Source organism: Streptomyces sp. NPDC104309 (genome assembly GCF_055584025.1).
Map to the genome: position 1 here is coordinate 45,876 of NZ_JBVJMV010000022.1, position 26,036 is coordinate 71,911.

24 protein-coding genes, 1 tRNA gene and 1 pseudogene are annotated in these 26,036 nt (G+C 71.3%); 17 read left to right on the forward strand and 9 right to left on the reverse strand.

The genetic code is table 11. The features are described 5' to 3' along the window. Positions 1-16: 16 nt before the first annotated feature. Entirely contained in the window at positions 17-844 is an 828-nt protein-coding gene (locus ACZ68L_RS28325; protein WP_469582022.1) for a DUF4184 family protein, read from the reverse strand. 189 nt (positions 845-1,033) lie between these two features. Here ACZ68L_RS28325 and ACZ68L_RS28330 point away from each other — a divergent pair, with 189 nt between their 5' ends. From ACZ68L_RS28330 to pgfA, 3 genes are all read left to right on the forward strand, one after another. Further along, on the forward strand, positions 1,034-2,728 hold the full coding sequence (locus ACZ68L_RS28330) for a lytic transglycosylase domain-containing protein (RefSeq protein WP_469582025.1): 1,695 nt from the start codon (positions 1,034-1,036) through the stop codon (positions 2,726-2,728). Between the two features lie 142 nt (positions 2,729-2,870). Continuing rightward, positions 2,871-3,008: an SPW_0924 family protein gene (locus ACZ68L_RS28335; RefSeq protein ID WP_351081551.1), complete on the forward strand. Its 138-nt coding sequence runs from the start codon at positions 2,871-2,873 to the stop codon at positions 3,006-3,008. Positions 3,009-3,048: 40 nt separating this feature from the next. Continuing rightward, on the forward strand, positions 3,049-4,059 hold the full coding sequence (gene pgfA / locus ACZ68L_RS28340; protein ID WP_469582027.1) for a cell envelope lipid trafficking protein PgfA: 1,011 nt from the start codon (positions 3,049-3,051) through the stop codon (positions 4,057-4,059). Between the two features lie 49 nt (positions 4,060-4,108). Here pgfA and hrpB read toward each other — a convergent pair whose 3' ends face one another. Further along, positions 4,109-6,601 (reverse strand): ATP-dependent helicase HrpB, encoded by a 2,493-nt coding sequence (gene hrpB, locus ACZ68L_RS28345; protein WP_469582030.1) that lies wholly within the window; start codon positions 6,599-6,601, stop codon positions 4,109-4,111. Between the two features lie 67 nt (positions 6,602-6,668). After that, positions 6,669-7,493, reverse strand: coding sequence for a class I SAM-dependent methyltransferase (locus tag ACZ68L_RS28350; RefSeq protein WP_469582033.1), 825 nt, complete (start codon positions 7,491-7,493; stop codon positions 6,669-6,671). Positions 7,494-7,891: 398 nt separating this feature from the next. Here ACZ68L_RS28350 and rpsA point away from each other — a divergent pair, with 398 nt between their 5' ends. Beyond that, positions 7,892-9,403, forward strand: coding sequence for a 30S ribosomal protein S1 (rpsA, locus tag ACZ68L_RS28355; RefSeq protein WP_072483117.1), 1,512 nt, complete (start codon positions 7,892-7,894; stop codon positions 9,401-9,403). Positions 9,404-9,507: 104 nt separating this feature from the next. On the opposite strand, the gene ACZ68L_RS28360 is transcribed toward rpsA, so the two are convergent. Further along, on the reverse strand, positions 9,508-10,470 hold the full coding sequence (locus ACZ68L_RS28360; RefSeq protein ID WP_469582035.1) for a right-handed parallel beta-helix repeat-containing protein: 963 nt from the start codon (positions 10,468-10,470) through the stop codon (positions 9,508-9,510). Between the two features lie 370 nt (positions 10,471-10,840). Between ACZ68L_RS28360 and ACZ68L_RS28365 the strand changes: the two genes are divergently transcribed. From ACZ68L_RS28365 to ACZ68L_RS28380, 4 genes are all read left to right on the forward strand, one after another. Beyond that, on the forward strand, positions 10,841-11,164 hold the full coding sequence (locus ACZ68L_RS28365; RefSeq protein ID WP_469582037.1) for a hypothetical protein: 324 nt from the start codon (positions 10,841-10,843) through the stop codon (positions 11,162-11,164). Positions 11,165-11,289: 125 nt separating this feature from the next. Beyond that, positions 11,290-12,228 carry a PAC2 family protein gene (locus ACZ68L_RS28370; RefSeq protein ID WP_469582040.1) on the forward strand — a complete coding sequence of 313 codons (939 nt, stop codon included), beginning with the start codon at positions 11,290-11,292 and terminating at the stop codon, positions 12,226-12,228. Between the two features lie 89 nt (positions 12,229-12,317). Further along, complete coding sequence (coaE, locus tag ACZ68L_RS28375) at positions 12,318-12,920, forward strand: dephospho-CoA kinase (protein ID WP_469582043.1); 603 nt, start codon at positions 12,318-12,320, stop codon at positions 12,918-12,920. Positions 12,921-13,018: 98 nt separating this feature from the next. Then, the gene (locus ACZ68L_RS28380) at positions 13,019-13,387 is read left to right on the forward strand and encodes a tetratricopeptide repeat protein (RefSeq protein WP_469582046.1); all 369 of its coding nucleotides are present in this window, start codon (positions 13,019-13,021) and stop codon (positions 13,385-13,387) included. Positions 13,388-13,443: 56 nt separating this feature from the next. On the opposite strand, the gene ACZ68L_RS28385 is transcribed toward ACZ68L_RS28380, so the two are convergent. After that, the gene (locus ACZ68L_RS28385; protein WP_469582049.1) at positions 13,444-13,722 is read right to left on the reverse strand and encodes a DUF6343 family protein; all 279 of its coding nucleotides are present in this window, start codon (positions 13,720-13,722) and stop codon (positions 13,444-13,446) included. Between the two features lie 112 nt (positions 13,723-13,834). On the opposite strand from ACZ68L_RS28385, the gene ACZ68L_RS28390 reads away from it, so the two are divergent. Beyond that, a complete protein-coding gene (locus tag ACZ68L_RS28390) occupies positions 13,835-14,953 on the forward strand; it encodes an ADP-ribosylglycohydrolase family protein (protein WP_469582052.1) in 1,119 nt (372 codons plus the stop codon). A 303-nt stretch (positions 14,954-15,256) separates the two neighbouring features. Beyond that, entirely contained in the window at positions 15,257-15,712 is a 456-nt protein-coding gene (locus ACZ68L_RS28395) for a DoxX family protein (RefSeq protein ID WP_469582054.1), read from the forward strand. A 234-nt stretch (positions 15,713-15,946) separates the two neighbouring features. Here ACZ68L_RS28395 and ACZ68L_RS28400 read toward each other — a convergent pair whose 3' ends face one another. After that, positions 15,947-16,294, reverse strand: a complete 348-nt coding sequence (locus ACZ68L_RS28400; protein ID WP_469582057.1) for a hypothetical protein — start codon at positions 16,292-16,294, stop codon at positions 15,947-15,949. A 259-nt stretch (positions 16,295-16,553) separates the two neighbouring features. On the opposite strand from ACZ68L_RS28400, the gene ACZ68L_RS28405 reads away from it, so the two are divergent. The 3 genes from ACZ68L_RS28405 to ACZ68L_RS28415 all read left to right on the forward strand — a co-directional run bounded on the left by ACZ68L_RS28405 (position 16,554) and on the right by ACZ68L_RS28415 (position 22,142). Then, entirely contained in the window at positions 16,554-17,546 is a 993-nt protein-coding gene (locus tag ACZ68L_RS28405) for a slipin family protein (RefSeq protein ID WP_469582060.1), read from the forward strand. A 307-nt stretch (positions 17,547-17,853) separates the two neighbouring features. After that, entirely contained in the window at positions 17,854-20,829 is a 2,976-nt protein-coding gene (locus ACZ68L_RS28410; protein ID WP_469582063.1) for a DEAD/DEAH box helicase, read from the forward strand. After that, positions 20,826-22,142, forward strand: coding sequence for an SWIM zinc finger family protein (locus ACZ68L_RS28415; RefSeq protein WP_469582065.1), 1,317 nt, complete (start codon positions 20,826-20,828; stop codon positions 22,140-22,142). Before ACZ68L_RS28410 ends, ACZ68L_RS28415 begins: the two co-directional genes overlap by 4 nt. A 64-nt stretch (positions 22,143-22,206) precedes the next feature. On the opposite strand, the gene ACZ68L_RS28420 is transcribed toward ACZ68L_RS28415, so the two are convergent. Continuing rightward, a complete protein-coding gene (locus ACZ68L_RS28420; protein ID WP_469582206.1) occupies positions 22,207-22,698 on the reverse strand; it encodes a TetR-like C-terminal domain-containing protein in 492 nt (163 codons plus the stop codon). Between ACZ68L_RS28420 and ACZ68L_RS28425 the strand changes: the two are divergent. Next, positions 22,580-22,825, forward strand: a pseudogene (locus tag ACZ68L_RS28425) (HXXEE domain-containing protein); the annotation flags it as partial. The gene ACZ68L_RS28420 and the pseudogene ACZ68L_RS28425 overlap by 119 nt on opposite strands. Before the next feature lie 40 nt (positions 22,826-22,865). Here the strand turns inward: ACZ68L_RS28425 and ACZ68L_RS28430 are convergent. Beyond that, a complete protein-coding gene (locus tag ACZ68L_RS28430) occupies positions 22,866-23,297 on the reverse strand; it encodes a DUF3574 domain-containing protein (protein ID WP_469582208.1) in 432 nt (143 codons plus the stop codon). 393 nt (positions 23,298-23,690) lie between these two features. Between ACZ68L_RS28430 and ACZ68L_RS28435 the strand changes: the two genes are divergently transcribed. The 3 genes from ACZ68L_RS28435 to ACZ68L_RS28445 all read left to right on the forward strand — a co-directional run bounded on the left by ACZ68L_RS28435 (position 23,691) and on the right by ACZ68L_RS28445 (position 25,086). After that, the gene (locus ACZ68L_RS28435; protein ID WP_469582069.1) at positions 23,691-24,101 is read left to right on the forward strand and encodes a RidA family protein; all 411 of its coding nucleotides are present in this window, start codon (positions 23,691-23,693) and stop codon (positions 24,099-24,101) included. A 136-nt stretch (positions 24,102-24,237) separates the two neighbouring features. Further along, positions 24,238-24,969, forward strand: coding sequence for a DUF7873 family protein (locus ACZ68L_RS28440; protein ID WP_469582072.1), 732 nt, complete (start codon positions 24,238-24,240; stop codon positions 24,967-24,969). A gap of 31 nt (positions 24,970-25,000) precedes the next feature. After that, positions 25,001-25,086: transfer RNA gene (locus ACZ68L_RS28445), tRNA-OTHER, on the forward strand. 319 nt (positions 25,087-25,405) lie between these two features. Here ACZ68L_RS28445 and ACZ68L_RS28450 read toward each other — a convergent pair. Beyond that, entirely contained in the window at positions 25,406-26,023 is a 618-nt protein-coding gene (locus ACZ68L_RS28450) for a cysteine peptidase family C39 domain-containing protein (protein ID WP_469582210.1), read from the reverse strand. Positions 26,024-26,036 lie beyond the last annotated feature (13 nt).

The following is a 26,036-nucleotide window of genomic DNA, read 5'->3' on the forward strand; positions in this document are numbered from 1 at the left end:
CCGGGCCCCGGAGGAATCAGGCCCGTCCGGCGGCGACCGGGGGAGCGGACGCGTGCGTACGCCGCAGCCGTATCCACGTCCCGTACAGCACCAGGCCCACCACCAACCCCGCCCCCGCGCCGAAGCAGGCGGTCGGGATGATGTCCAGCGGGGTGTCGATGTGCTTGAAATGCGCGTACCAGCGTGCGCACCGGTGCACGACGCCGAGCAGTACGCAGACGCCCAGCAGCGCGCCCGCCGCCCACCGCCCGCCACGGCCCAGCACCGGCACGGACGGCGGGCGGGGGCGCGCCCCCGCCCGCCGCAGCCCCGAAACCGAGAACCACGCGAGCACCGCCAGTGCCGCCGCCGAACTGCCGTACTGCACCAGCTGGAACACGGGAAATCCGCCGACGCTCCCGCCGAGCACCGGGATGAGCCGCACACCCCACCGGTCGTGATGCGTGAAGGCGTCCCAGACGACATGGGTGGCGGCCCCGAGGACCGCCGACAGCACGAACCACCCGCCGTCCCGGACGCGCCAAGTAGCTCGCCGCCCCCTCACGAAGGCATGGACCCGTCCCTGCCAGGCCTCCGGCAGCAACGCCACCAACGGTTCGCGCAGCAGCAGCCACAGCGCCACCACCGCCGCAGTGATCAGCACATCGACCGTGCACACGCCCCCTACCGAGTGGGTGACCTGGCCGAACTCCATGGCGCCCGGGATCGCGGTGTCCGCGTAGTACGTCATGTCGGGGGCGAACGAACCCGCGACGAGGGCCGAGGCGAGCAGCGGGCCCCGCGCCGTTCCGTTCCGCCGCATCCCCGGCAGCACGGCGGCGGCATGACTGAGTGTGAACGGCATGGCGGCCAGTATGCGCGAGCAGCCTCCGGCCTCCGACCGGCCCCAGCCGTACAACTCGCTGTCCGGAACGTGAAAAACAGGTAAGAACCGGTCAAGGCGCAGTGTCCTGGCGGCACAAGTTGCCGTAGGGTCGCCTGAGTCCTGGCGCTGGGGAGCGCGGACAATCATCGACGGGGAGGGACCTGAGGTATGGCAGCGCAATTCGGTCGCCGACTTCGCAAGGGGGCGACCACCACCGCTGTGGCCGCCGTCGCTGTGGCGGCGCTCTCCGCCTCGGGAGCCCCCGGCACACCGCTGGTCGGCGACAGCAGCGACCCGCAGTCCACCGGAACGGCACCTTCGCCCGACAGCGGCGCGGCCACCGGCAACTCGCCGTACTACACGGACCTGCCCCCGCTGAACACCCCCGACAAACCGGGGACCAGCACGAACCTCCCCGTCACCGGCAGCGCGGAATCGGGCATACCGGCTTCGATCCTGGCCGCGTACAAGAAGGCCGAGCAGAACCTCGCCGGCAGCGACGCCGCCTGCCGGCTGCCGTGGCAACTGCTCGCCGCGATCGGCAAGGTCGAGTCCGGCCATGCCCGCGGCGGCAGGGTCGACGCGAACGGCACCACGTTCTCCCCGATCCTCGGCCCGGTCCTCGACGGCCGGGGCTTCGCCATGATCAAGGACACCGACAACGGGGTGTACGACGGGGACTCGACCCACGACCGTGCCGTCGGCCCGATGCAGTTCATCCCGTCCACCTGGGCGACCTGGGGCCAGGACGGCAACGGCGACGGCCGCAAGAACCCCAACAACATCTACGACGCGGCGCTCGCCGCCGGACACTATCTCTGCGCCGGCTCCCGTGATCTGTCCGTCGCCGCGGATCTCGACCGGGCGGTCCTGAGCTACAACCACTCGGACGCCTATCTCCGTACGGTCCGCTCCTGGTTCGACTACTACAAGCGCGGCACCCACGAGATTCCCGACGGCACCGGAGCGGTCCCGCCCGGCCTCGGCGGTGGTACGGATCCGAGCCCCGGCCCCGGCCGCCCGACTCCGTCCCCTTCGCCGTCCGAAACGACCAAGCCGAAGCCGAAGCCGAAGCCGAGCCCGGACCCCTCGAAGCCGGGCGGCGGCACGACCACCCCGCCCCCGAAGCCCACCCCCACGCCGTCGCAGACCCTCGCGGGTGTGGAGAACGCCGGCACCGGCCCGCTGACCGCCACCGCGGGCGACGCGTTCGCCGAGCGGATCAAGGTGCGGGCCAGGAACAGCCTCGGCGGCCCGCTCGCCAGGGTCTCCGTGACCTTCACCGTCGCCGGTGACACGGACGCCACCTTCACCGGCGGGAAGACCGCCGTCACCCTCCTCACCGGAGCCGACGGCACGGTCACCGCCCCGGTGCTGAAGGCGGGCGAGACGACGGGGAAGTTCACGGTGCGGGCCGTCGCCACCGGCCGCTCACTTCCGGCCGTCACCTACTCCGCGACCGTCACCGCCCGACGGGCCGACGCGATCGCCAGGACCGACGACAAGGCACTGACCGCCGCGCCCGGCACCGCGTTCGCCGACACTGTCGAGGTCAAGGCCACCTACAAGGACGCGATCGCACCCGGGGTCGCCGTCACCGCCACCGTGATCACCGACGCCGAGCAGCCGGACGAGAACGACAAGGGCCCGTACTTCAAGGACGCGGACGGCAAGACCGTCCGTACCCTCACGGACCTCACGACCGACGCCGACGGCATCCTGAAGCTCCCGAAGATCTACGCCGACGACACCGAGGGCACGTACAAGCTGCGCCTCACCACCGAGGGCGGCGCCACGGTCGTCATCGAGCTCAAGATCGAGGCCCCGACGGCGTCTCAGGCCCCGGAGCCGCCCGCCGCCTGACCCGCCCGGCCGCATGCCAGGACAGCCCCTCCGCCACCACCCGGCAGAGGGGCTGTCCTACGTGTTCTCATCTCGCGCCCGCGTTGCTACGGTGCCCCAACCCTGACGACCCATCAGATACGCGCTCTCCGGGAGGACCGGCATGCGTGCCTTCGTCGCCGCCGCCATCGGACTGGCCGCAGCCCTCGCGCTCGTCCTCACCATCAGCGCCATCGGCGCCCCGCCCGGAGAAACCTCGCCCAAACCTCTGCTGACCACCGTCCCGGGCCCCAAGAACTAGCCACCGGAAGAAGCAACAGAAGCTGAGGGAGGGCACCACCATGCGCCGCCGAGCCAGCCTCGTACTCCTGGCCTTCGCCGTCTTCTTCGCCGCCATGTCGCCCCTGCTGCGCTGGTACGCCTTCCCGAGGCTGGCGAAGATCCCGCCCAGTCAGTACCAGGAGACGGTGCTGGAGGCGAAACCCGCCACCCTCCTCGACTACAACGACAACATGAAGGTCAAGCGGGTCCCCAAGGTCACCATCGTGCAGACCCTCAAGGGCAATGTGGAGGAGTCCGAGAAGATCGAGCGCAGCGCCGGACGCGACGTCGTCGTCTGGGACGCCCTCAGTTATGTGGTCGGTCCGGACGGCAAGATGGTCTCCGAGATCCCCGAGCGCTACATCTTCGACGCGCACAGCCAGGCCCCCGTCCACGCCACCGGGGAATCGGTCGACGGCGACCCGGTCAGGCGCGAGGGCATCGAGTTCAAGTGGCCCTTCCTCACCCAGAAACGCGACTACGAGTACTTCGACGCCCAGGCCCGCACCAGCTCGCCCATCCATTACAAGGGCACCCGCACCTTCCACGGCATGGACGTCTACTACTTCGAGCAGACCATCCCGTGGACCAAGGTCCCGATGCCGAAGAAGATGCCCATCAAGGGCGTCACCCCGGAACAGATCGCGAAGACGGGCATGACCCGCTGGTACACCACCAAGCGGATGTTCTGGGTGGACCCGGTCACCGGAGCGCCCGTCAACGGCGAGGAGATCCACAAGGAGGAGCTGCGGAACGCCAAGGCGATGGGCATGCCCCAGGACACCGTCACCGTGTTCGCCGGGCATGTGAAGATGCGCGAGGACTACGTCGATTCGATCGTCGCCCTGGTCACGTCCCAGCGCCTGCTGGTCCTGCTGCTCACCTCGTACCTGCCCTGGGGCTTCCTGGTCCTCGGGGTCGGACTGCTCGCGCTCGCCCTGTGGCTGGAGGCACGCTCCCGGCGCCCGGACGGCGAGCTGCCGGACGCGACAACGGCACCCGCCCCGGACCCGGAACCCACTCCCGCCTGAGCCGGGCCCCGGAGCGCCCGGCGGCAGGCGGGAGCGGGTCCCGCGCCGCCTATCGCCGGGCCCTCTTCGTGGACCGGGTCGCCTCCACCGTCGTGGGGTCCTCCGGCCACGGATGTCTCGGATAGCGGCCCCGCAGCTCCGCCCGCACGGCCCGGTAGCCGTCCCGCCAGAACGACGCCAGATCCGCGGTGACCGCCGCGGGGCGGCCGGCGGGGGACAGCAGATGGACCAGTACGGGCACCCCGGCCACCCTCGGAGTCTCCTGCAGGCCGAACAGCTCCTGGAGCTTCACCGCGAGTACGGGCTGCGCCCCGCCATACTCCACCCTGATACGGGAGCCGCTCGGCACCTCGATCCGCTCCGGCGCCAGCTCGTCCAGCCGGGCCGCCTCACCGGTCGCCCACGGCAGCAGCCGCCGCAGCGCCTGCCCGGCGTCGATCCGCGCCAGGTCGGAACGCCGTCGGGCCCGCGACAGCTCGGGCTCCAGCCACTGACCGGCACGGTCGAGCAGCGCACCGTCCGTCACATCGGGCCAGGGCGCCCCCGACTCCCGGTGAACGAACGCGAGCCGTTCCCGCAACTGCTCGCTGTCACGCGTCCAGCGCAGCAGCCCGAGCCCTTCGCGCCGCAGCCCCTCGATCAGCGCCTCGCGCACCAACTCGGGCGCCGGCTCCTTCAGCGGGCGCACCGACAGCTCGACGGCACCCAGCCGCTCCACCCTGCGGGCCACCACATCGCCGCCGGCCCAGCGGACCTCCTCGCCCGCGAACCGCAGATGCCCGGCGGCCGTCCGCGCCGTGTCCTCGTCGATGACGGCGGCGAGCCGCACCCGCGCGGACGCCGAGTGCGCGGGCCGGTCCGCGACCGCGACCGCCAGCCACAGCGCACTGCGCAGCGCCGACCCGTCCCGCGCCTGCGCACCCGTCCCCGACACCATCAGGAACGCCCCCTCGCCGCGCGCCCGCGCCACCCGCTCCGGGAACGCCAGGGCGGCCACCAGACCGACGGCTCCGTCGTCCGGGCCCGAACCCCCGCCCGCGTCCTGGACCGAGGAGGAGAGCCGCCGGACCTCCTGCCGCCAGCGCGCCGCATACCCGTCGCCGCCCCGCCGGGCGGTGCGCAGCGCGCCCGCCAGATCGTCCCCGTACTCCCGCGGCGGCTCCTCGCTCAGCAGCGCCACCACCTCGGCCGCCCGCCGCCCGCCCACCTCGGTGGCGCCGTCCAGCAACGCCCGCGCCAGCCGCGGATGCAGGCCCAGCCGGGACATTCGTACGCCCCGGTCGGTGACCCGGCCGTCCGCGTCCACCGCGCCGACGGCCCGCAGCACCTCGCGCGCCGCGCCCATCGCACCCGCGGGCGGCGGATCGAGCAGCGCCAGCCCCGACGCGTCCGGATCGCCCCAGCACGCCGCCTGCAACGCGAACGCCGCCAGATCCGCGACCTTGATCTCCGGGGACGGGAACCGCGCGAGCCGCCCGTCCTCCGCCTGTGCCCAGCACCGGTACACCGCCCCCGGCGCCTCACGCCCGGCCCGGCCCGCCCGCTGCCTCCCCGCCGCCTGCGACGCCCGCACCGTCGTCAGCGCGCTCAGCCCCCGCGCGTGATCGGTACGCGGCTCCCTGGCCAGCCCCGAGTCGACCACGATCCGCACCCCGGGCACCGTCAGGGACGACTCCGCCACCGAGGTCGCCAGTACCACCCGCCGGCTCCCGGACGACCCGGCCAGCACCGCGTCCTGCACCGCGGCCGGAGCCCGGCCGTGCACCTGGAGCACCTCGGCCGTCACTCCCGCCAGCTGCCCCGCCACCCGCCCGATCTCGCCGACACCGGGCAGGAAGCACAGCACATCGCCGTCCCGTTCGGCCAGTGCCCGGCGCACCGTCGCCGCGACATGCGTCAGCAGCGCCGGATCGACCCTCATCCCGTGCGGCGGCCTCACCGGCGAGGCGGGGGGCGCCCAGACCACCTCCACCGGATGCGAGACACCCCGTGCCTCCACCACGGGGGCATCGCCCAGCAGCCGCGCCCAGCCCGCCGCGTCCGTCGTCGCCGACGCGGCCACCAGCCGCAGGTCGGGCCGGATCGCCTCCCGCACATCAAGAAGGAACGCGGCGACCGTGTCCGCGTCCAGATGCCGCTCATGGCACTCGTCGATGATCACCGCGTCGACCCCGGCCAGCTCCTGATCGCGCTGCAGCCGCTGAAGCAGCACCCCGGTGGTCACCACCTCCACCACGGTGTCGCGCCCCACCACCCGCTCCCCGCGGACCGTGAACCCCACCCGCCCGCCGGCCCGCTCCCCGATCAGCCAGGCCATCCGCCGCGCCGCCGCCCGCGCCGCGATCCGCCGCGGCTCGGCGACCACCACCCGGCGCACCGGCCCGCCACCGGTCAGACCGGCCAGGACCAGCGGTACGAGGGTCGTCTTGCCGGTGCCGGGCGGCGCGCACAGCACCGCGACACCGCGGTCGTCGAGCGCCCGCTCCAGGGCGGGCACAGCGGTGCGTACGGGCAACTGGTCCAGGGCGTCGGTACGGATCACGCCCCCAGTCTCGTACGGCGCGCTCCAGCGCCCGCACCCGAGACCGCTCCCGGTAGCGGAAGCCGCGTCAGTCGCGTCGTCGGTCCCGTTCGCAGACGAAGATCGCCGTGCCCGGGATCAGGTTCCCGCGCAGCGGGGACCAGCCGCCCCACTCCTGGTGGTTCCAGGCGGGCCACTCCGGTTCGACCAGGTCGACCAGACGGAAACCGCCGGCCACCACGTCCCGCACCCGGTCGCCCAGCGTCCGGTGGTGCTCGACGTACACGGCGTCGCCCCGTTCGTCCTGCTCTACGTAGGGGGTGCGGTCGAAGTACGAGGCCGCGACCGAGAGCCCCTCGGGCCCCGGCTCGTCCGGGAACGCCCAGCGGATCGGATGCGTCACCGAGAAGACCCAGCGGCCCCCGGGGCGCAGCACCCGGTGCACCTCGCGGAACACCTGTACCGGGTCGGCGACGAACGGCACCGCGCCGTACGCGGAACACGCCAGGTCGAAGGAGCCGTCGCGGAAGGGCAGCACGCCCGCGTCCGCCTCCACCAGGGGGACCCCGCCGCCGATCCGCAGCGCGTGCTGCAACTGCCGGTGCGAGAGGTCGAGGGCCACCGGACGGGCTCCCCGGGCGGCCAGCCAGCGCGAGCACTGCGCCGCGCCCGCGCCGATCTCCAGGACGTCCAGGCCCCTCAGCGACTCGGCGGGGCCGAGCAGACCGGCCTCGGCCTCGTCGAGCCCCTCCGGCCCCCAGACGAAACGGTCGTCGCCGAGGAAGGCGCCGTGGTCGCTCTGGTACTCGTCGGCGTTCCGGTCCCACCAGCCGCGACTGGCCCGGCTGCTCTCGGCTTCCGAGGCGTCGCGGCGAGTCGCTTCGGGTTCGGCCGCGTAGATCTCTTGGCTCATCGTGCCCGTCGTTGTAGTTTGCCTTCACCCCGCCGCACGCGGTGTGTACCCAGGGGCAGCTGTCCGTACGGCTCCGTTCCCACGGATTATCTCCTGGGGCCGATGTGGCCTCGGGGAACACGAATTGTGCCGGATATGGGCTGTTGTGCCCCGGGTGTGCGCCTTCGCGCATTGACCGCGCCCGGCTGCCCCCGTATGCTACAAGTTGCGCTGCGAGCCTGCGCGCCTCAGACCTAGCAGGCCGCGCTCGCGTCTGTTGTATGTCCCCTCGGTTCACGAGGCGCCTCCCGTTCGGCGGGTCGGGTGCTTCCCGGGCTGTCCGGCTTCAGCGGAGGCGATACGGGCTCCCGGCGTAGCAGTACCTACGACTCACCGTCCGTACCGGAGCCCTTTCCCACATGACGAGCAGCACCGAGACCACCGCCACCACCCCGCAGGTAGCGGTCAACGACATCGGTAACGAGGAAGCCTTCCTCGCCGCGATCGACGAGACGATCAAGTACTTCAACGACGGCGACATCGTCGACGGCGTCATCGTGAAGGTCGACCGGGACGAGGTCCTGCTCGACATCGGTTACAAGACCGAAGGCGTCATCCCTTCCCGCGAGCTTTCGATCAAGCACGACGTCGACCCCAATGAGGTCGTCAAGGTCGGCGACGAGATCGAGGCCCTGGTTCTCCAGAAGGAGGACAAGGAAGGCCGCCTCATCCTGTCCAAGAAGCGCGCTCAGTACGAGCGTGCCTGGGGCACGATCGAGAAGATCAAGGAAGAAGACGGCATCGTCACCGGTACCGTCATCGAGGTCGTCAAGGGTGGTCTCATCCTCGACATCGGCCTCCGTGGCTTCCTGCCGGCCTCCCTCGTCGAGATGCGCCGCGTGCGCGACCTCCAGCCCTACGTGGGCAAGGAGCTCGAAGCCAAGATCATCGAGCTGGACAAGAACCGCAACAACGTGGTCCTGTCCCGCCGTGCCTGGCTGGAGCAGACCCAGAGCGAGGTCCGCCAGACGTTCCTCACGACCCTGCAGAAGGGCCAGGTCCGCTCCGGCGTCGTTTCCTCGATCGTCAACTTCGGTGCGTTCGTGGACCTCGGCGGCGTCGACGGTCTCGTGCACGTCTCCGAGCTGTCCTGGAAGCACATCGACCACCCCTCCGAGGTTGTCGAGGTCGGCCAGGAAGTCACCGTCGAGGTTCTCGACGTCGACATGGACCGCGAGCGCGTCTCGCTGTCGCTCAAGGCGACGCAGGAAGACCCGTGGCAGCAGTTCGCCCGTACGCACCAGATCGGGCAGGTCGTTCCCGGTAAGGTCACCAAGCTCGTTCCCTTCGGTGCGTTCGTGCGCGTCGACGAGGGCATCGAGGGTCTGGTCCACATCTCCGAGCTGGCCGAGCGCCACGTGGAGATCCCGGAGCAGGTCGTCCAGGTCAACGACGAGATCTTCGTCAAGGTCATCGACATCGACCTGGAGCGTCGCCGCATCAGCCTCTCGCTGAAGCAGGCCAACGAGTCCTTCGGTGCCGACCCGGCGTCGGTCGAGTTCGACCCGACCCTGTACGGCATGGCCGCGTCCTACGACGACCAGGGCAACTACATCTACCCCGAGGGCTTCGACCCCGAGACCAACGACTGGCTCGAGGGCTACGAGACCCAGCGCGAGGCGTGGGAGACGCAGTACGCCGAGGCGCAGCAGCGCTTCGAGCAGCACCAGGCCCAGGTCATCAAGTCCCGCGAGGCCGACGAGGCCGCTGCTGCCGAGGGCGCTGCCGCCCCGGCCGGTGGCGCCCCGGCTGCCTCCGGCGGCAGCGGTGGCGGCTCGTACTCCTCGGAGTCCGCGGACAACTCCGGCGCCCTGGCGTCGGACGAGGCCCTGGCTGCCCTGCGCGAGAAGCTGGCGGGCGGCCAGAGCTGACGCTCTGCCCCTCCGGCCGGTGACTGATCGCCGTAGCTGAAAGTAAGGCCCGTTCCCTTCGGGGAACGGGCCTCACTTGTGTCCGCGGCCGTCCACGCGGGCCGTTACGGCGTCACGGTGATGTTGGTCAGCCCCTTGCCGCCGGTCACCGTGTTGCTGCTGTAGACGGTGGTCGGGCAGCTCGTGCTGTAGTTGGTGACGTTGAACGCGATCCGCCTGTCGCCCTTGGAGCCGGACAGATCCGAGGTGTTGTTGCGGAAGACGGCGCCGCAGCCCCAGCCGCTCTGCTGGGTGTGGGTCTCGTAGCCGTTGTTGGTCGTACGGGTCCCCTTGTTGCCGTCGACCAGGACGTTGTTGCCCTTCACGTCGACCCAGGAATCGTCGTAGTTGGCGCCGGTCAGCCCGCTGCCGTCGAAGGTGTTACCGATGATCTTCGCCCCGGTGGTGCCCTCCTTGATGTCGACGTTCTCGCCGCCGACCCCCGGCCCGATCGTGTTGTTCAGGATCTGGACCTGGTCGCTCCTGTCGGAGAGATCGCCCGCCGTGCCGACATAGACGCCCTCGCCCATGCCGCGGCCGTCGTGCCCGGTGTCGTAGATCCGTGAGTTCTTGATGACACCGTTCTTGCTGGACTTGCGGAAGTGGACGCCCTCCATGTCCAGGTCGTGCACGGTCACCGAGTCGATCACGACTCCGGTGGCGGTGTCGGACATGATGCCCTTCTGGCCGCCGGTGACCGTGATGCCCTGGACGGTCCAGTAGGAGGCGCCGTTGAGGTACAGCCCATAGCCGCCGCCGGCGGTGAGGACGGCCCTGGCGGAGCCGGTGAGGGTGATCCGGGCGGAGGCGGTGCCGGGGACGGTCGCCTTGAAGTTGCCGGTGTACGTGCCATCGGCGAGCCGGATCGTGTCGCCGGGGGACGCGGCGGTGAGGGCGGACTTGAGCTGGGCGGCGGTGCTCACCTCGATGACCGCCGCCGCGTTCGCTTCGGTGGTGGAGGCGAGGGCGAGACCGCCGGTGGCGAGCGAGGTGGCCAGCAGGGCGGGGAGCAGCGTACGGATGTGCATGGGGGTGCCTTCCGTCGAAGGAGTTCAAGACGTTCCCGTACATGAATATGGGGCGAGTGTCTGAACGTGCTGCCCAGTGACGGTAGGGATGGGGTGTGGTCGTGTCAAGGTATGGACCATTGTTCGTGGGGCATCGGGCGGGGTGAGAGGGAGGGAAACCAGCGGGATACGCGGGTAACTGACGGCTCGTAGCGCGCCCTTGCCGGGATCCCGGCAACCTTTCGTGCCCCGGCAGGAGCGACATCGCGCTGAAGGGGAAGGCTGCCCGGATTCCGCAGTGGGTGGTCACTCTCGACTGCTGTCGCGAACGCTGCTTCCCCGTCGAGGTGTTCACCGACGTGAACGTCAACGCCTATATCTTCAAAGAGGGATGAGGGCTCCGGTGCGCTACCGCACCGCCGAGGCCGACGTGTGCGCCGCGCTCACCCCGGGCGAGCGGGAGGCGCGCGTGGTAGCGCAGGGCGTGGAGATCCACGGCGACAAGTGCCGTGCGGAACTCGTCTCGTCCCTCTCCCACCACTGGCGCCAGCCCCCGCGCCTGGGAACGGCCTGGCATTCGCTCTCCGACGGCCTCGACGCCCCTGCCTTCGCTCCCTCGACCGGGCCGCCGGGCACGTCTGCTTCGCGGGTGATCGCCTCGGCCGCACGGATGCCTGGCAGCGCGGCGCGTTCATGTCCGCGCGGAAGGCGGTGACGGCGCTTTACGTCCGCGTTCTCGCATGGGTTCTGGCATGAACCACCGGGTGAGGGGGCACGGTCCGGGAATGCCCGTGCCCTGCTGGACGTTCTGCTCTAGGAACACGAGGAGGAGCGGTAACAGTGCCTGATCCGCAGAGTTTGTACGAATGGGAGCCGAAGGGGCTGGCCGTCGTCGACATGGCGCTCGCCCAGGAGTCGGCCGGCCTGGTCATGCTCTACCACTTCGACGGATACATCGACGCGGGTGAGACCGGCGAGCAGATCGTCGACGGACTGCTCGAAACGCTGCCGCACCAGGTCGTGGCCCGCTTCGACCACGACCGGCTCGTCGACTACCGCGCGCGGCGCCCGCTGCTGACCTTCCGGCGCGACCGCTGGGCGGCCTACGAGACCCCGACGCTCGACGTCCGGGTCGTCCAGGACGCCACCGGCGCGCCCTTCCTGCTGCTTTCCGGGCCCGAGCCCGATGTGGAGTGGGAGCGCTTCGCCGCCGCCGTCGAGCAGATCGTCGAGCGCCTCGGTGTCCGCCTGGCGGTGAACTTCCACGGCATCCCGATGGGTGTCCCGCACACCCGTCCCGTCGGCGTGACCCCGCACGGCAACCGCACGGACCTCATGCCCGGCCACCGCAGCCCGTTCGACGAGGCGCAGGTGCCGGGCTCGGCCGAGGCCCTGGTGGAGTACCGGCTGATGGAGGCCGGACACGACGTCCTGGGCGTCGCCGCCCATGTGCCGCACTACGTCGCCCGCTCCGCCTATCCGGACGCGGCGCTCACCGCCCTGGAGTCGATCACTGCGGCTACCGGCCTGGTCCTGCCGACCGTCGCCCACGCGCTGCGCACGGAGGCCCACCGGACCCAGAGCGAGATCGACCGGCAGATCGACCAGGGGGACGAGGAGCTCGTCTCGCTCGTCGAAGGCCTTGAGCACCAGTACGACGCGGTCGCGGGTTCCGAGACCCGGGGCAATCTGGTCGCCGAGCCGGTCGACCTGCCGTCCGCCGACGAGATCGGCCGCGAATTCGAGCGGTTCCTCGCGGAACGCGAGGGAGACGCCTGACCGGCCGTCGGTTCCCCATGGAGCTTGAGGGAGACGCCTGACCGGCCGCCCCGGTCCGCCAGATCGCCCTTCGTACTAGGCTTCCCGGCATGCTGAAAGTGGGCCTGACCGGTGGGATCGGCGCCGGCAAGAGTGAGGTGTCGCGGCTGCTCGTCGGATACGGAGCGGTGCTGATCGACGCGGACCGGATCGCCCGGGAGGTCGTCGAGCCGGGAACGCCCGGACTCGCGGCCGTCGTCGACGCGTTCGGCGACGGCATCCTGACCGCCGACGGCACCCTGGACCGGCCGAAGCTCGGCTCGATCGTCTTCTCCGACGCCGACCGGCTCGCCACCCTCAACGCGATCGTCCACCCGCTGGTCGGCGCCCGCTCCGCCGAACTGGAACGGGCCGCGGGCCCGGACTCGGTCGTCGTCCACGACGTCCCCCTCCTCACCGAGAACGGCCTCGCGCCGCTCTACGACCTGGTCGTCGTCGTGGACGCCAGTTCGCAGACCCGGCTCGACCGGCTCGTCCGGCTGCGCGGCATGACCGAGTCCGAGGCCCGCGCCCGGATGGCCGCGCAGGCCACCCGGGAGCAGCGGCGAGCCGTGGCCGATCTGATCGTCGACAACGACGGATCACTGGAAGCGCTGGAGCCGCAGGTCCGCAAGGTCTGGTCGGAACTGGCGCAGCGGGCCGCGGCCGGCTGATCTCCGTGTCGGTCCGCTCCGTACCCGATCGCTCTCCAGCGGAATAGTGGAAGCCGGTCGGACGTTCGGGATCCGATACTGAAGGGAAGGATGCGATCGTGCCCGAGAGGACCCCGGAAACAGACGTCATCGACTTCCGCGCGGCCGAACACCTGCTGGCGGCCCGCGACCCCCGGGGCGCGGTCAAGCTCCTGGACTCGGTGATCGCGGCCCATCCGGAGAACACCGCGGCCCGTCTGCTGCGGGCCCGAGCTTTCTTCGCCGCCGCCCAACTGCGCCCTGCCGAGCTCGAATTCGAACTCGTCCTGGAGCGCGAACCGGACAACGCCTTCGCGCACTTCGCGCTCGCCCGTACCTTCGAGCGCTCCGGCCGCTCCGACCGGGCCGCCCGCCATTTCCGGCTGGCCGCCGCACTCGATCCGAACCCCGAGTATCTGAGGGCGGCCCGCTTTCGTACGGAGGACTGACCCCTTCCCCCGAAGGACCCCGCGTCCGCCGGGCACGCGTCTGTGCCCGGCGCCCCTCAGTGCCCGTACCGGCCGCGCCCGCCGTGATCGGGTTCGTACGGCGGGATGTCGCGGCCCGGCTGGTAGTGCGGTCCCTGGTGGATGTGGTGGACGATCACCGCGATGTCCACCAGGACGAGCAGGAGCAGCAGCCCGCAGGCGGCGGCCCATCCCGGCCGGCCGGTCAGTGTGAAGGCCGCCAGGCCGAAGACGGCCCAGACCAGCCCCCATAGACTCAGACAGAGTCGCAGTCGCAGAGGACTGCGGGCAGTCAACGGTTCATTGCCGGTACGCATGGCGATCGCCTCTCCTACCAGGATGGACCCGCGACGGCCTTTTCGTACATGTCGACTCGTACATGTCGACTCGTACATGGCGATGTCGGATTTCGGATTGAGGGGATCGTGCGTGTACAGCACATCGTGGGGGGACCGCATCGGCCGTAGGGCGAGGGTCCGTGGCTGTCTGCTGGGCGGGGCGATCGGGGACGCCCTGGGAAACCCGGTGGAGTTCCTTTCGCTCGCCGGTATCCGCCGCGCGCACGGTGAACACGGTGTGCAGGGGCTTCTCGCGGACGACGAGGGGGTCGTCGGACGTGTCACGGACGATACGCAGATGACCCTGTTCACGGCCGAGGGGCTGATCAGGGCCCATTCCCGGGCGATGTCGAAGGGGATCGGCGGCGCCGAGACCGACATCGTGCGGAACGCCTATCTGCGCTGGCTCGACACCCAGAACCACCCGGCTCCGCCGGCCCGCGGCGGCGACAATCCGGTGCGGACCGGCTGGCTGAGGCAGGAGGCCTGGCTCTACGCGCGCCGGGCCCCCGGGAACGCCTGTCTGACCGGGCTCGCGACCGGCCACGTGCCCGAACCCACGGGGAGGCTCGGTGTGCCGGGTCCCGTGAACACCGGGTCCAAGGGCTGCGGCACGGTGATGCGGTCCGCCCCCTTCGGGCTGGTGGGGGAGGATGCCCAGGTGGGCTTCCGGCTCGCCCACTGGTGCGCGCAGATCACCCACGGTCACCCGACCGGTGCGTACGCGGCCGGGGCGTTCGCCGCGATCGTCGCCCATCTCCTGGAGGGGGACTCGATGGCGGGCGCGGTGCTGCGGGCCATGGAGCTGTTGGGCCGCCACCCGGAGCACGAGGAGACGACGGCGGCTCTGCGCGCGGCCGTCGACCTGGCCGCCGAGGGCGAACCCACCGCCGAGAAGGTGGAGACGCTGGGTGCGGGCTGGGTCGCGGAGGAGGCCCTCGCGATCGCCGTGTACTGCGCCCTGGTCCTGCCGACCGCCGACCAGGTGGCCCGGTCGCTGCTGCTCTCGGTCAACCACTCGGGTGACAGCGACTCCACGGGCGCGATCTGCGGCAATCTGCTCGGAGCCCGTCACGGCGATGTGCACCTTCCGTCGTCCTGGCTGGTGGCGACCGAAGGGCGAGCGGTGATCACCGAGGTGGCCGACGATCTGTGCCTGGAGTTCGAGCACGCGGTCGCGTGGCCGGCCGACCGCTACCCGGCGTACTGACGAGCGACCCGTGCGCCGCGCGCCGACGGTCCGCCGACGCGGCGGACGGGCCGAACGGACGGGCGCGGTCCGTCGGTACGAATGGTGTTGACGGACCGTCCGTTCGTCGACCTGTCAGCATCCTGAGGGTGGAGTCGGCGGCTGTCGGCCGCTGTCTCGCGGATGACGGGGCGGGGGCGCCACCGTGCCGAAGCGGCCCCGGAGCGACGGACACCCGAGGGCCGGGAAGCGATGAGTTCCGGAGCGCGGACCGGTCTACCTCTTCGTCAGCGACACACTGCGAAGCTTCCCGAGGAGACCCGCATGACCGAGTCCACAGTGGCCCACAACAACCCTGCTGCCACCCTTGGCACCCCTGCTGACACCCTGGCCGGGGGCCGGGGTCGCGGCGCCGTGGCACTGACCGTCGCACGGGTCGTACTCGCCCTGTTCTTCGGCTTCAGCGCGTTCGCCAAGCTGATCGCCCATGAGACGGCGATCGAGTCCTTCGACCGGATGGGCTGGAACCAGGCGGCGATGTACACCATCGGAGGGCTGGAGATGGCGGGAGCCATCGCCCTGTTGATCCCGATCCTGGCCGGAGTGGCGGCCATCGCCTTCTGCGGACTGATGGCCGGCGCCTCCATCGTCCAGCTGACACTGCTCGACCGGGTGAACGCGATCATGCCGGCCCTGCTCATCGTGCTGCTCGTGCTGATCGCCAGGGAACGTCGCGACCGTACGGCGGAACTGCTCGCGTTCGTCCGGAGACGCGCATAGCGGCACGGCACGGCTCCGCCCGGATACGGCGGTGGGCGACGGTGTGCACGCTACGGCCGAAGAGGGCTCGGCGGAAGCGGAGTTGATGGCACCGTCGGCGTCGGGGGCAACGGCGCTCGTTCAGCGCATGGTGGCCGATTCCTGCGGGCAGGTGCGGGCGGCCGGTGGCCTTTTTCGCGCGGCCGGGCTTCGGGCTCCGTGCGCGGTCCGCGTCCGGGCTCCGTGCGACGTCGGTCAGTGGACCGTGCTGAAACTGCGCCAGGGGAGGGCGCTGGTCCCGTTGACGTCGGTGAAGGTGGTCGCGAGGTAGGTCGAACCCGGCCCGGTGCAGTTGGGCGTGCGGTACAGGATGATGTCGATCAGGGTGCCGTTGGCCACTTCCTTGGCGCCCGAGGGAGCGAGCCGGTGGCAGCCTTTCACCGAGGGGCTGTTCACCATGATCACGGTGTCCCGCTCGGTGGTGTAGGTGACCGGTCCGACCGCGGTCCGGCCGAGGCCGGAACAGCCTGCGACGGTGAGGGTCAGGAGCGCTGTCCCGGCTGCGATGCCGAGGCGGCGGCGCCGGTGGTCGATCACGGGCATGGGCAGGTCCTCGTCTGTCTCGTCCGGCTCATCCGTCAGCCCGCCGCAGACCACGCGCCGCGTACGCCACGGAGAACGTGCTGACGCTGGTCACCCTGCCTGCTCCCGGGAGCCCCGGCATCCGGTGCGCGGCCGGGTGGGCGACAGCCGGGCCGGCGGCTCCGGACAATGTTCATATCGGTTGATATTGGGCATACCGTGGTAATAGCGACTGATTGATTCCTGTATTTCAGGTGTTTCCGGCTTTCAGGGGGCCGTCATGGTCCAGGAGCTTGTAATCGCGGCAGTGGCGGGGGCCTCGGCAGGTGCGCTGTACCTGGCGGCCGCGGCCAAGATCGTCAAGCAGTACGAGCGGGGCGTCGTGCTGAGGCTCGGCAGGCTCCGTGAGGGCGTGCGAGGGCCCGGCTTCACCATGGTGCTCCCCGGTGTCGAGCGGCTGCGCAAGGTCAATATGCAGATCGTGACGATGCCGGTGCCCGCGCAGGACGGGATCACGCGGGACAACGTGACGGTGCGGGTGGACGCGGTCATCTACTTCAAGGTGGTCGACGCGGCGAGTGCGGTGATCCAGGTGGAGGACTACCGGTTCGCGGTGTCGCAGATGGCGCAGACCTCACTGCGGTCGATCATCGGCAAGAGCGATCTGGACGATCTGCTGTCCAACCGCGAGAAGCTGAATCAGGGCCTTGAGCTGATGATCGACAGCCCGGCGGTCGGGTGGGGCGTGCAGATCGACCGGGTGGAGATCAAGGACGTCTCACTGCCGGAGACGATGAAACGCTCCATGGCCCGGCAGGCGGAGGCCGATCGCGAGCGGCGGGCCCGTGTCATCAACGCGGACGCCGAGCTCCAGGCGTCGAAGAAACTCGCCGAGGCGGCGAAGCAGATGTCCTCCCAGCCGGCCGCGCTCCAGCTGCGCCTGCTGCAGACGGTGGTGGCGGTCGCCGCCGAGAAGAACTCCACGCTGGTGCTTCCGTTCCCGGTGGAGTTGCTGCGCTTCCTGGAGAGGGCGCAGCAGCCCGCACAGCAACTGACGACGCAGCCGCAGCAGGCCGTGCAGCCGCCGCAGCAGCCCGCGCAGCCGCAGCCGCAGCGTCCGGCCCAGGCGCAGCCGCGTCCGCGGCCTCAACCCCGTCGGCCTCAGCCGCCGCCGTCGGTGGCTCCGACGCCCTCGCCGACGTCCATGCCCGGCGTGTCCCCGGCCCCCACGCCCGCGCCGCCCTCCCGCTCCAAGCCCCTCGCCAGGCACTGACTCTCGAAGGACACCGAGCCCTCGAAACGTACTGAGCCCTCGAAGGGGGCTGAGGCTCCCCGTCGGGCAGGTCCGTTCCCCGAGCCGTACGATCCGTTGCCCGCGCCGGCCCTGTCCGTTCACCGTCCCGCCCTGTCCGTTCACCGTCCCGCACGGTCCGTTCCCCGGGCCGCCATGGCTCGCTCGTACTGCCTCTGACGTGCTGGAACGCAGGTGCGCCACTGGTTGTCAGACCCCCCGCCTAGACTCGCAGGAGTCATGAGGATCGAGACGATCAGCAGGATCAGGGCGGGAGGTCAGGGGACCGATGACTACGGCACAGCAGCTGGACGCGTCGGCTGTCCGCCTCCTGAGCTGCGCGGCCGTCTTCCTGCCCGCGCCGCTGCCGAGGGACGGACGCGTCGCCTTCTGGGATCCCGACGGCGGCCCGCTCCCGGAGCCGGGTGACTTCTCCGGGCGCGCCGCGGATCCCGAGAAACCCGAGAAGTCCGTACCCGACGTGGTCGTGGAGGAGATCACCGTCGTCCGCGGACACGGGCGCGAGAACGGCGTCCGTCGGCGTACGGTGCCCGCCGTCCTGATGGCCGTGACCCAGGCCCTGCCACTGCTGGCCCGCGCCCGGCATCAGCGGTCCGCCCACCCGGCCACCCGCTGCTGGGGCGCCGCCGCGCTCCAGGCGCTCAATCTGGTGGCACGCGGCAGGCTGCTCCCCGGCCTGACGGGCGAGGACCACGATGCCTGGCGGGCCGGACCGCGCGACGCCGAGGACATCGCCCACCTCCGGGCGATCGCCGCCGCCCTGCCCGCCGAGGGGTACGCGGTCCCGCTGCCGGACCGCACACCGCTCCAGGTCCCCGAGCCGGAGTGGCTGCTCGGGGCGTTCCTCGACGCGATCGCCGACACCCTGCCCCGTACGCCCGCGGCGGCGTACGCGATGGGGGCACCCTTCGCGGCCCGCGCGGCCCAGCATCTGCCACAAGCCCGTGACTGGGCCGTCGAGGTCGCGGCCGGGCTCGACGCGGGAGTACGGATCTCGCTGCGCCTCGACCTCTCGGCGTACGAACTCTTCGACACGGTCGATACGTACGGCAGCCCCGACGAGCGCGTCGAGTCCGACGACACCGGCGACATCGACGCCGACGGGGCGGCGGCGCAGGCCCATCGCGGCGCCGCTCGGCACGCCGCCGCGGCCATCACCCAGGTGCACAGCCTGGCCGACCCGACCCATGTAATCGACGCCGCCGCACTGTGGAACGGCGGGGCGGGGGAGCCGTTCGGCCCGCGCTCCAGGATCGACGCCGTGCTCGCACTGCGCCGCGCCGCCCGTGTCTGGGCACCGCTGGAGCGATTGCTCGACCAGCCGGTGCCCGATGTGCTCGCACTCGAAGAGGACGAGCTGTACGAGCTGCTGAGCGATGCCGGAGCCCGGCTGGCGGCGGCCGGGGTCAACGTCCACTGGCCCAGGGAGCTGGCCCGTTCCCTCACCGCCGCGGCCGTCGTGCGGCCCGCCCCCGGCTCGGCCGCCGACGGCACCTCGTTCTTCGACGCCGAGCAGCTCTTCTCCTTCAACTGGCAGCTGTCACTGGGCGACGAGCGGCTCACCGAGGCGGAGATGGACGTGCTCGCGGAGGCCCACCGACCGGTGGTACGACTGCGGGACCAGTGGGTCGTCGTCGACCCCGCGCTCGTACGCAAGGCGCGCAAGCGGGAGCTGGGCCTGCTCGATCCGGTGGACGCCCTCGCCGTCGCGCTGACCGGCAGCGCCGAGGTCGACGGCGAGCAGGTCGACGCGGTGCCCGTCGGGGCGCTGGCCGCGCTCCGCGCCCGCATCACCGCCGACGACACCACCATCGCCCCGCCGTCCGGACTCGACGCCACGCTCCGCGACTACCAGCTGCGCGGCCTCGCCTGGCTGGACCGGATGACCTCGCTCGGCCTCGGCGGATGCCTCGCCGACGACATGGGCCTGGGCAAGACGATCACCCTCATCGCCCTCCACCTGCACCGCGCCCACCCCGCGCCCACCCTGGTGATCTGCCCCGCCTCCCTCCTGGGCAACTGGCACCGGGAGATCAGCCGCTTCGCCCCCGGTGTCCCGGTACGCCGCTTCCACGGCACCGACCGCACCCTCGCCGAACCCGACGGCGGCTTCGTCCTCACCACGTACGGCACGATGCGTTCGAGCGCGGCGCAACTCGCCGACCACACCTGGGGGCTGATCGTCGCCGACGAGGCCCAGCACCTGAAGAACCCGCACTCCTCCACGGCGAAGGCGCTGCGCACCATCCCGGCCCCGGCCAGAATCGCCCTCACGGGCACCCCCGTGGAGAACAACCTCTCCGAGCTGTGGGCCCTGCTCGACTGGACCACTCCCGGACTGCTGGGCCCGCTCAAGGCGTTCCGGGCCCGCCACGCCCGCATTGTCGAGAGCACCGGGACGGCTGCCGGCCTCGCCAACGACGAAGCGGTCGAACGGCTCTCCCGGCTGGTCCGGCCCTTCCTCCTGCGCCGCAAGAAGTCCGACCCGGGCATCGCCCCCGAGCTGCCGCCCAAGACGGAGACCGACCACCCCGTCTTCCTCACGCGCGAGCAGGCCACGCTCTACGAGGCGGCGGTCCGCGAGACGATGGCGTTCATCGAAGCCTCGGAAGGCATCGCCCGGCGCGGTCTGATCATGAAGCTGCTGGCCTCGTTGAAGCAGATCTGCAACCACCCCGCGCAGTACCTGAAGGAGGAGCCGACCCGACTCGCCGGCCGTTCGGGAAAGCTCGCCCTGCTCGACGAGCTGCTGGACACGATCCTTGCCGAGGACGGCTCCGTCCTCATCTTCACCCAGTACGTGACGATGGCCCGGCTGCTCTCCGCCCACCTCGCCTCGCGTGCCATCCCCTCCCAACTCCTGCACGGCGGCACGCCGGTGGCCGAACGCGAGCGGATGGTGGACCGCTTCCAGTCCGGCGAGGTCCCGGTCTTCCTGCTCTCCCTCAAAGCGGCGGGCACCGGACTGAATCTCACCAGGGCCGCCCACGTCATCCACTACGACCGCTGGTGGAACCCGGCCGTCGAGGAACAGGCCACGGACCGGGCGTACCGCATCGGCCAGACGCAACCCGTGCAGGTGCACCGGCTGATCGCGGAAGGCACGGTCGAGGACCGGATCGACGAGCTGCTGCGGGCCAAGCGGGTCCTGGCCGACGCGGTCCTGGGCACCGGGGAGACCGCGCTGACCGAGCTCAGCGACCGTGACCTGGCCGATCTCGTCTCGCTCCGGAGGCCGTCATGAGCCCCCGCCCCCAGTCCCTCGCGCACGACCGCTCCCAGCCCCGGCCGGTCGCCCGGTCACGCCCGGGCCCCGACGATCTGCGGCGTACCTTCGAAGCCGTGCCGCCCCGTACCTCCGACGGCGACGAACCCTTCGCGGACAGCTGGTGGGGCCGCGCCTGGGTGGCCGCCCTGGAGTCTCTGTCGATGGACGAGGGACGGCTCTCCCGCGGTCGTACGTACGCCGACAGCGGCAAGGTCGCCGCGATCACGGTCACCCCCGGACGGGTCGTCGCCTACGTCCACGGCAGCCGCCCCCGCCCCTACCGCGCCGAACTGCGTCTGCGGCCGCTCACCGACGCCGACTGGGACACGTTGCTGGACGCGGTCGCCGCCCGTCCCGGTCACCTTGCCGCACTGCTCGGCAAGGAGATGCCGCACTCGCTCGTCGACACGGCGGTCGAGGCCGGTGTCGGACTGCTGCCCGCCGCGGGCGACCTCGACCCCGGATGCTCCTGCCCCGACCACGGCTGGCCCTGCAAACACGTGGCGGCCCTCTGCTACCAGATGGCCAGGCTCCTGGACGCCGACCCGTTCGTCCTTCTGCTGCTGCGCGGGCGTGGCGAGCGCGAACTCCTCGAAGACCTGGGCCGTCGCAACGCCGCACACTCCGCCCGGGAACGTCCCTCGGCCCCCGTCACTCCCTCCGTGCCGGCTCGCGAGGCCCTCGCCGACCGCTACCTCCCGCCGCTCCCCGCTCCGCTCCCGGTCCTGCCGCATCCCGGTCAGCCGCCCTCGTACCCGAGTCTGCCCGGCGCCCGTGACCCGCTCGCCCTGGACCACCTCGCCACGGAGGCGGCCGCCCGTGCGCACATGCTCCTCGTCAGCGGCCTCGACCCGCTCGCCGGCCTCAGCCCCTGGCAGGACGCGGTACGGCTGGCCGCGTCCCGCCCCACCGCAGGGCTCACCGCGACCACCCGCGCCCTCTACCGCGAGCTGGCGTACGCCACCGGCCGCACTCCCACCGACCTGGCCCGAGCCGTCGCGGCCTGGCGGCAGGGCGGCGCCGAAGGGCTGGCCGTCCTCGAATCCCCCTGGGATCCTCCGGCCGGCCCCTTCGACCGGGCCCGGCCCGCGCTCGCAGCCGCCGATTTCCCCCGCTTCCACCCCTGGCGCAACCACCTCACCCACCCCGGTGGCACTCTGCAGCTCCGCTTCGGACACGACGGCCGTTGGTACGGCTACGAATCCGAGCCGGGCGAGAACGACTGGTGGCCCCGCGCCACCCCGGACACCGATCCGGTGGGCGCGCTCATGGAACTGAGCGGAGGCTGACCCAGGCAGGTCCCCGGCCCGTCCTCAGCCGCGGCACCGTCCCCGACCGCCCCGGCGGCTGCCCTCAGCGGGGGAGCACGGCATCGACGACCTCTCGGGCGAAGTGCGGCGACACCGGTTCGCGGCGGAGCAGCGCCCGCATCCAGACCGCCCCCGCGATCAGGTCCAGCAGCAGCATCGGGTCGACGTTCTCGGAGAGTTCACCCCGGGCGGTGGCACGGGCGAACACCGGCTGCTCGCGGGAGAACCGGTCGGCGAAGAAATCGCGTGTGAGTGCCGCGAGTTCGTCGTCGGGCAGGCCGGTGCCCGAGGTCATGGCACGGGCGACCGGTTCCGTAGGCCCGTCGGCGAGCAGGGCGGCGTCGGCGGACGGGGCGCGTACCGGTGGCCGCAGCCCGTTCTTCCGGACCGTGCTGGTCGGATTCGGGCTGCACGGCGTCGCGCACATGGCGCAGCCGCCGGCGTACGGCGGCTGCACGCCGGGGGGCGTCACAGCGCCGACCGTCGTCGTGCCGTACTCGGTCTGGGCGGTCCGGCGGCTGAAGGCGGCCGGTATCGGGAGTGGCGGTGCCGGCACGGCGGCAGCGGCGCCGGCGATCCTCCCGGTGACCGCCGCGGGGGTGCACGCACTGGTGCGCCGGCTCGATCGGCCGTACGGGCGCGGGGCTCGTACGGCCGTGTGAACCCGGGAGCGGGAAGTGGCGCAGCGGGCGGCGGGCGGCGTCAGAAGTCGGCGGTCGCGCGTTCCTCGATCCGGGCCACCGAGTCCTGGGCGTACGCCTTCTCGTAGGCGTTCCGGATCCGCTCGATCTGGGCGTCGCGCACACGTGCTTCGGACGCCGGGTAGAGCAGGGTCAGTTCGTAACTGCGCTCCCGTTCGATCACGCCGTGGGAATCCCGCCACTGCCCCCGGCCGTCCTGGATGGTCAGCCCGTTCGGGAAGCGCGGTGTGACCTCCTCGTCGATGAAGGCCAGGAATTGGCGATCGGTCACACGGGGCCCGCCGTCGGGACGTTCGGTGCCGAAGAACAGCCGGGTCTCGATGTAGGCCTTCCCGTGCACGGCGACGGCCGACGCCGCCGGCTGCGAGGCGGTGGAGGCTTCGCCGCCGAGCGTGGCGTACGCGACAGGAGTGCCCGCGGCCAGTACGGCCAGGGCGACGGCCGCGGTGAGCGCGCTGGGCCGCTTGGGACCGGTAAGACCCTTCGTGCGGGTGAGGCGGGGGAGACGAGGCACGGCGGGGACCTTTCTTCGGAGTCCGGGACTGCGGGAGTCCGGGACTTCGGGAGTCTGGGAGGGCGGGAGTCTGGGAGGGCGGAGTGCGCGGTCCGCGTCGGTCCGTGGCGTGGGTACCTGGACGCGCGGACGCGCGGGCACATGAATGCGTGGACACATCGACGCGCGGATGTGCGGGGCCACTGTGACAAGCGGCCCCCGACGAGCGGCGGCAGAACATGGGCATTCACTGGAAACCACCCGTACGGCTCGACTGACGGGCCCGCCGAAAGCCCGCTGCGCCCCACGGCGCGGGCTGTCAGACTTGCCCGCGTGACTGAGCGGATCACCCGGATCAACCCGGACCAACTGCACCCCACGCCCGGCTATCACCACATCACCGTGGTGGAAGCGGGCCGGACCGCGTACCTGGCCGGGCAGTGCCCGCTCGACCGCTCCGGCGCACTGGTGGGTCCGGGGGACCTCGACGCCCAGATCGACCAGGTGGCGGCCAACTCCCTCGCCGCTCTGGCAGCCGTGGGCGCCGAACCGTCCCGGGTCGTCCGGTCGGTGATCTACGTGGTCAGTGACGACGTCATGGTCCTGGGAGCCGCCTGGCACAGGCTCACCGGCTTGGTCATCGGGCCCGCGTTCACCACCGCGAGCACGCTGCTCGGCGTCACACGGCTCGGCTTCTCCGGACAGCTGATCGAGCTCGACCTCACCGCGGCGCTGCCCGGCTGAACATCCACCCGTGCCGCCCCGTTCGCCGCGGCCGGGCCCGGGAGGGGCTCCCCCATGCCGCGGACGGTCCGGTCGAACGGCCGGCGTCGCAAAAACCGGTAGTTCTTTCGGACTTGACGTTGATAGCTTCCTCGACGTGGCGAAACTCAATCAGATCATCGCAGTGGAGAAGGGCGTCAAGTCCAAGGCTCACCAGGACCTGACGGCGGCGCATCACGGCCTCCAGAAGACCGGTCTGCTGGCCGGGATCTCCCGGACCTATCAGCCCAAGGACGAGGAGGGCGAGCAGCTGCCGCCCGAGTCGACCCTGGTGCAGATCAAGGCCGAGGACGTGCTGCGGGAGACCGCGACGACCCTGACCCGGCTCTTCGATGTGACCGCCACGAAGGACTGGGCGAACTGCTCGGCCCGCGCGGACGTGAAGGTCGACGGACGGGTGCTCGTGAGCGAGGTGCCGGTGTCGTACCTGCTCTTCCTGGAGAAGCAGCTGACGGACCTCAACACCTTTGTCCGCAAGCTTCCGGTGCTCGACGCCTCCGAGGCCTGGACACAGGACCCGTCGACGGACTCCTGGAAGACCGAGCCGGTGAGGACCCTCCGTACGAAGAAGGTGCCCCGCAACCATGTGAAGGCGGAGGCCACCGACAAGCACCCGGCGCAGGTCGAGGTGTACTACGAGGACATCCCGATCGGGTACTGGACGACGGTGAAGTTCTCCGGAGCCCTTCCCGCGCGACGGGTCAATGAACTGCTGGACCGGGTGGAGAAGCTCCAGCAGGCCGTGAAGTTCGCCCGCGAGGAGGCCAACGGCATGGACGTCGGCGACCAGCGGGTGGGTGATGCGGTATTCGGTTACCTCTTCGGGTGACCGACCATGGATTCCCCGGCCGTTCATTACGGCCGGGGTGCGCGAGGAGCGCAAGCTGAAACTGAGGCTTGTCGTGACGACGCGGTTCCAGTGGAGGTTCGAGTCCTCCCCCCGGCATTCGGTGCGTTCCCCGCACACGGACGGGCCGGGGTAGCCCAAATGGTAGAGGCAGACCGCGATCAATCTCAGACTCTTGCTCCAGGCTCAGCATTCGCCACCGATCGCCGAATCAATCGGGCCCGTGCCCATGGGCGTCGAGATGCCGGTTCGACTCCGGCCCGCGGAGCTTCGATCCGCGGTGGTCTAAAGGCAGGACGCGACGACATAAACCTGACACGGGTCCTTAAAAGTGTCGGCGTGCCGCATGGGTGGCATCTACAGGGCTCGGGGGCCGGCTACGCCCCCGGGCCCGCTCCCGTTTCCACGGGCGTCCCGCTCAGGCCCCCGCAGGCAGCGACACCCCGCGCCCCGCGAAGAAGCGCTCGAAGTCGGTCAGTGCGAGTTCCGCGGCCCGCGTCCCGGCCGTCGTGCCGGAGGGGTTGTGGAAATGGACGCCGGTGCCGTCGGCCGTACGGGACGTCAGCAGCACCAGATGCCCGCCCCGCCCCGGAGCGGGCCGCAGTGGATGCCGGATGCCGTAGTGCACCGAGGCCATGACCGTCCGGCCGCCGTCCAGCAGGCCGAGGATCTCCTGCGTCGAGAGATGGCGGTGGACCGTGGCGTCGAGGCCGTGCGCCTCCTGTGCGTACTGCGCGAACGGGGCGTAGATCAGGCCCCGGATCTCCCCCTCCGCGTCCTCGGTGTACGCGCCGTACCTGAGCGCCCCGTCCCGCAGCGCGAACAGGGACGGGGCCCCGGCGCCGAGCGCCATGCGCAGGCAGGTCATACCGCACAGATGACCTGACCAGCGCGCGTACTCGGCCGGTGTCGCCGCGCCCGACTCCGCCCAGGCCGGGTCGGTGGCCGGATCGAGTCCGCCCTCCACGATCGGGCCGACGAGCTCGGGCGAGGCGAACTGGGTGTGGACGGGAACGCGGCAGTCGGGGCAGGTCACCAGGGGCATCCGA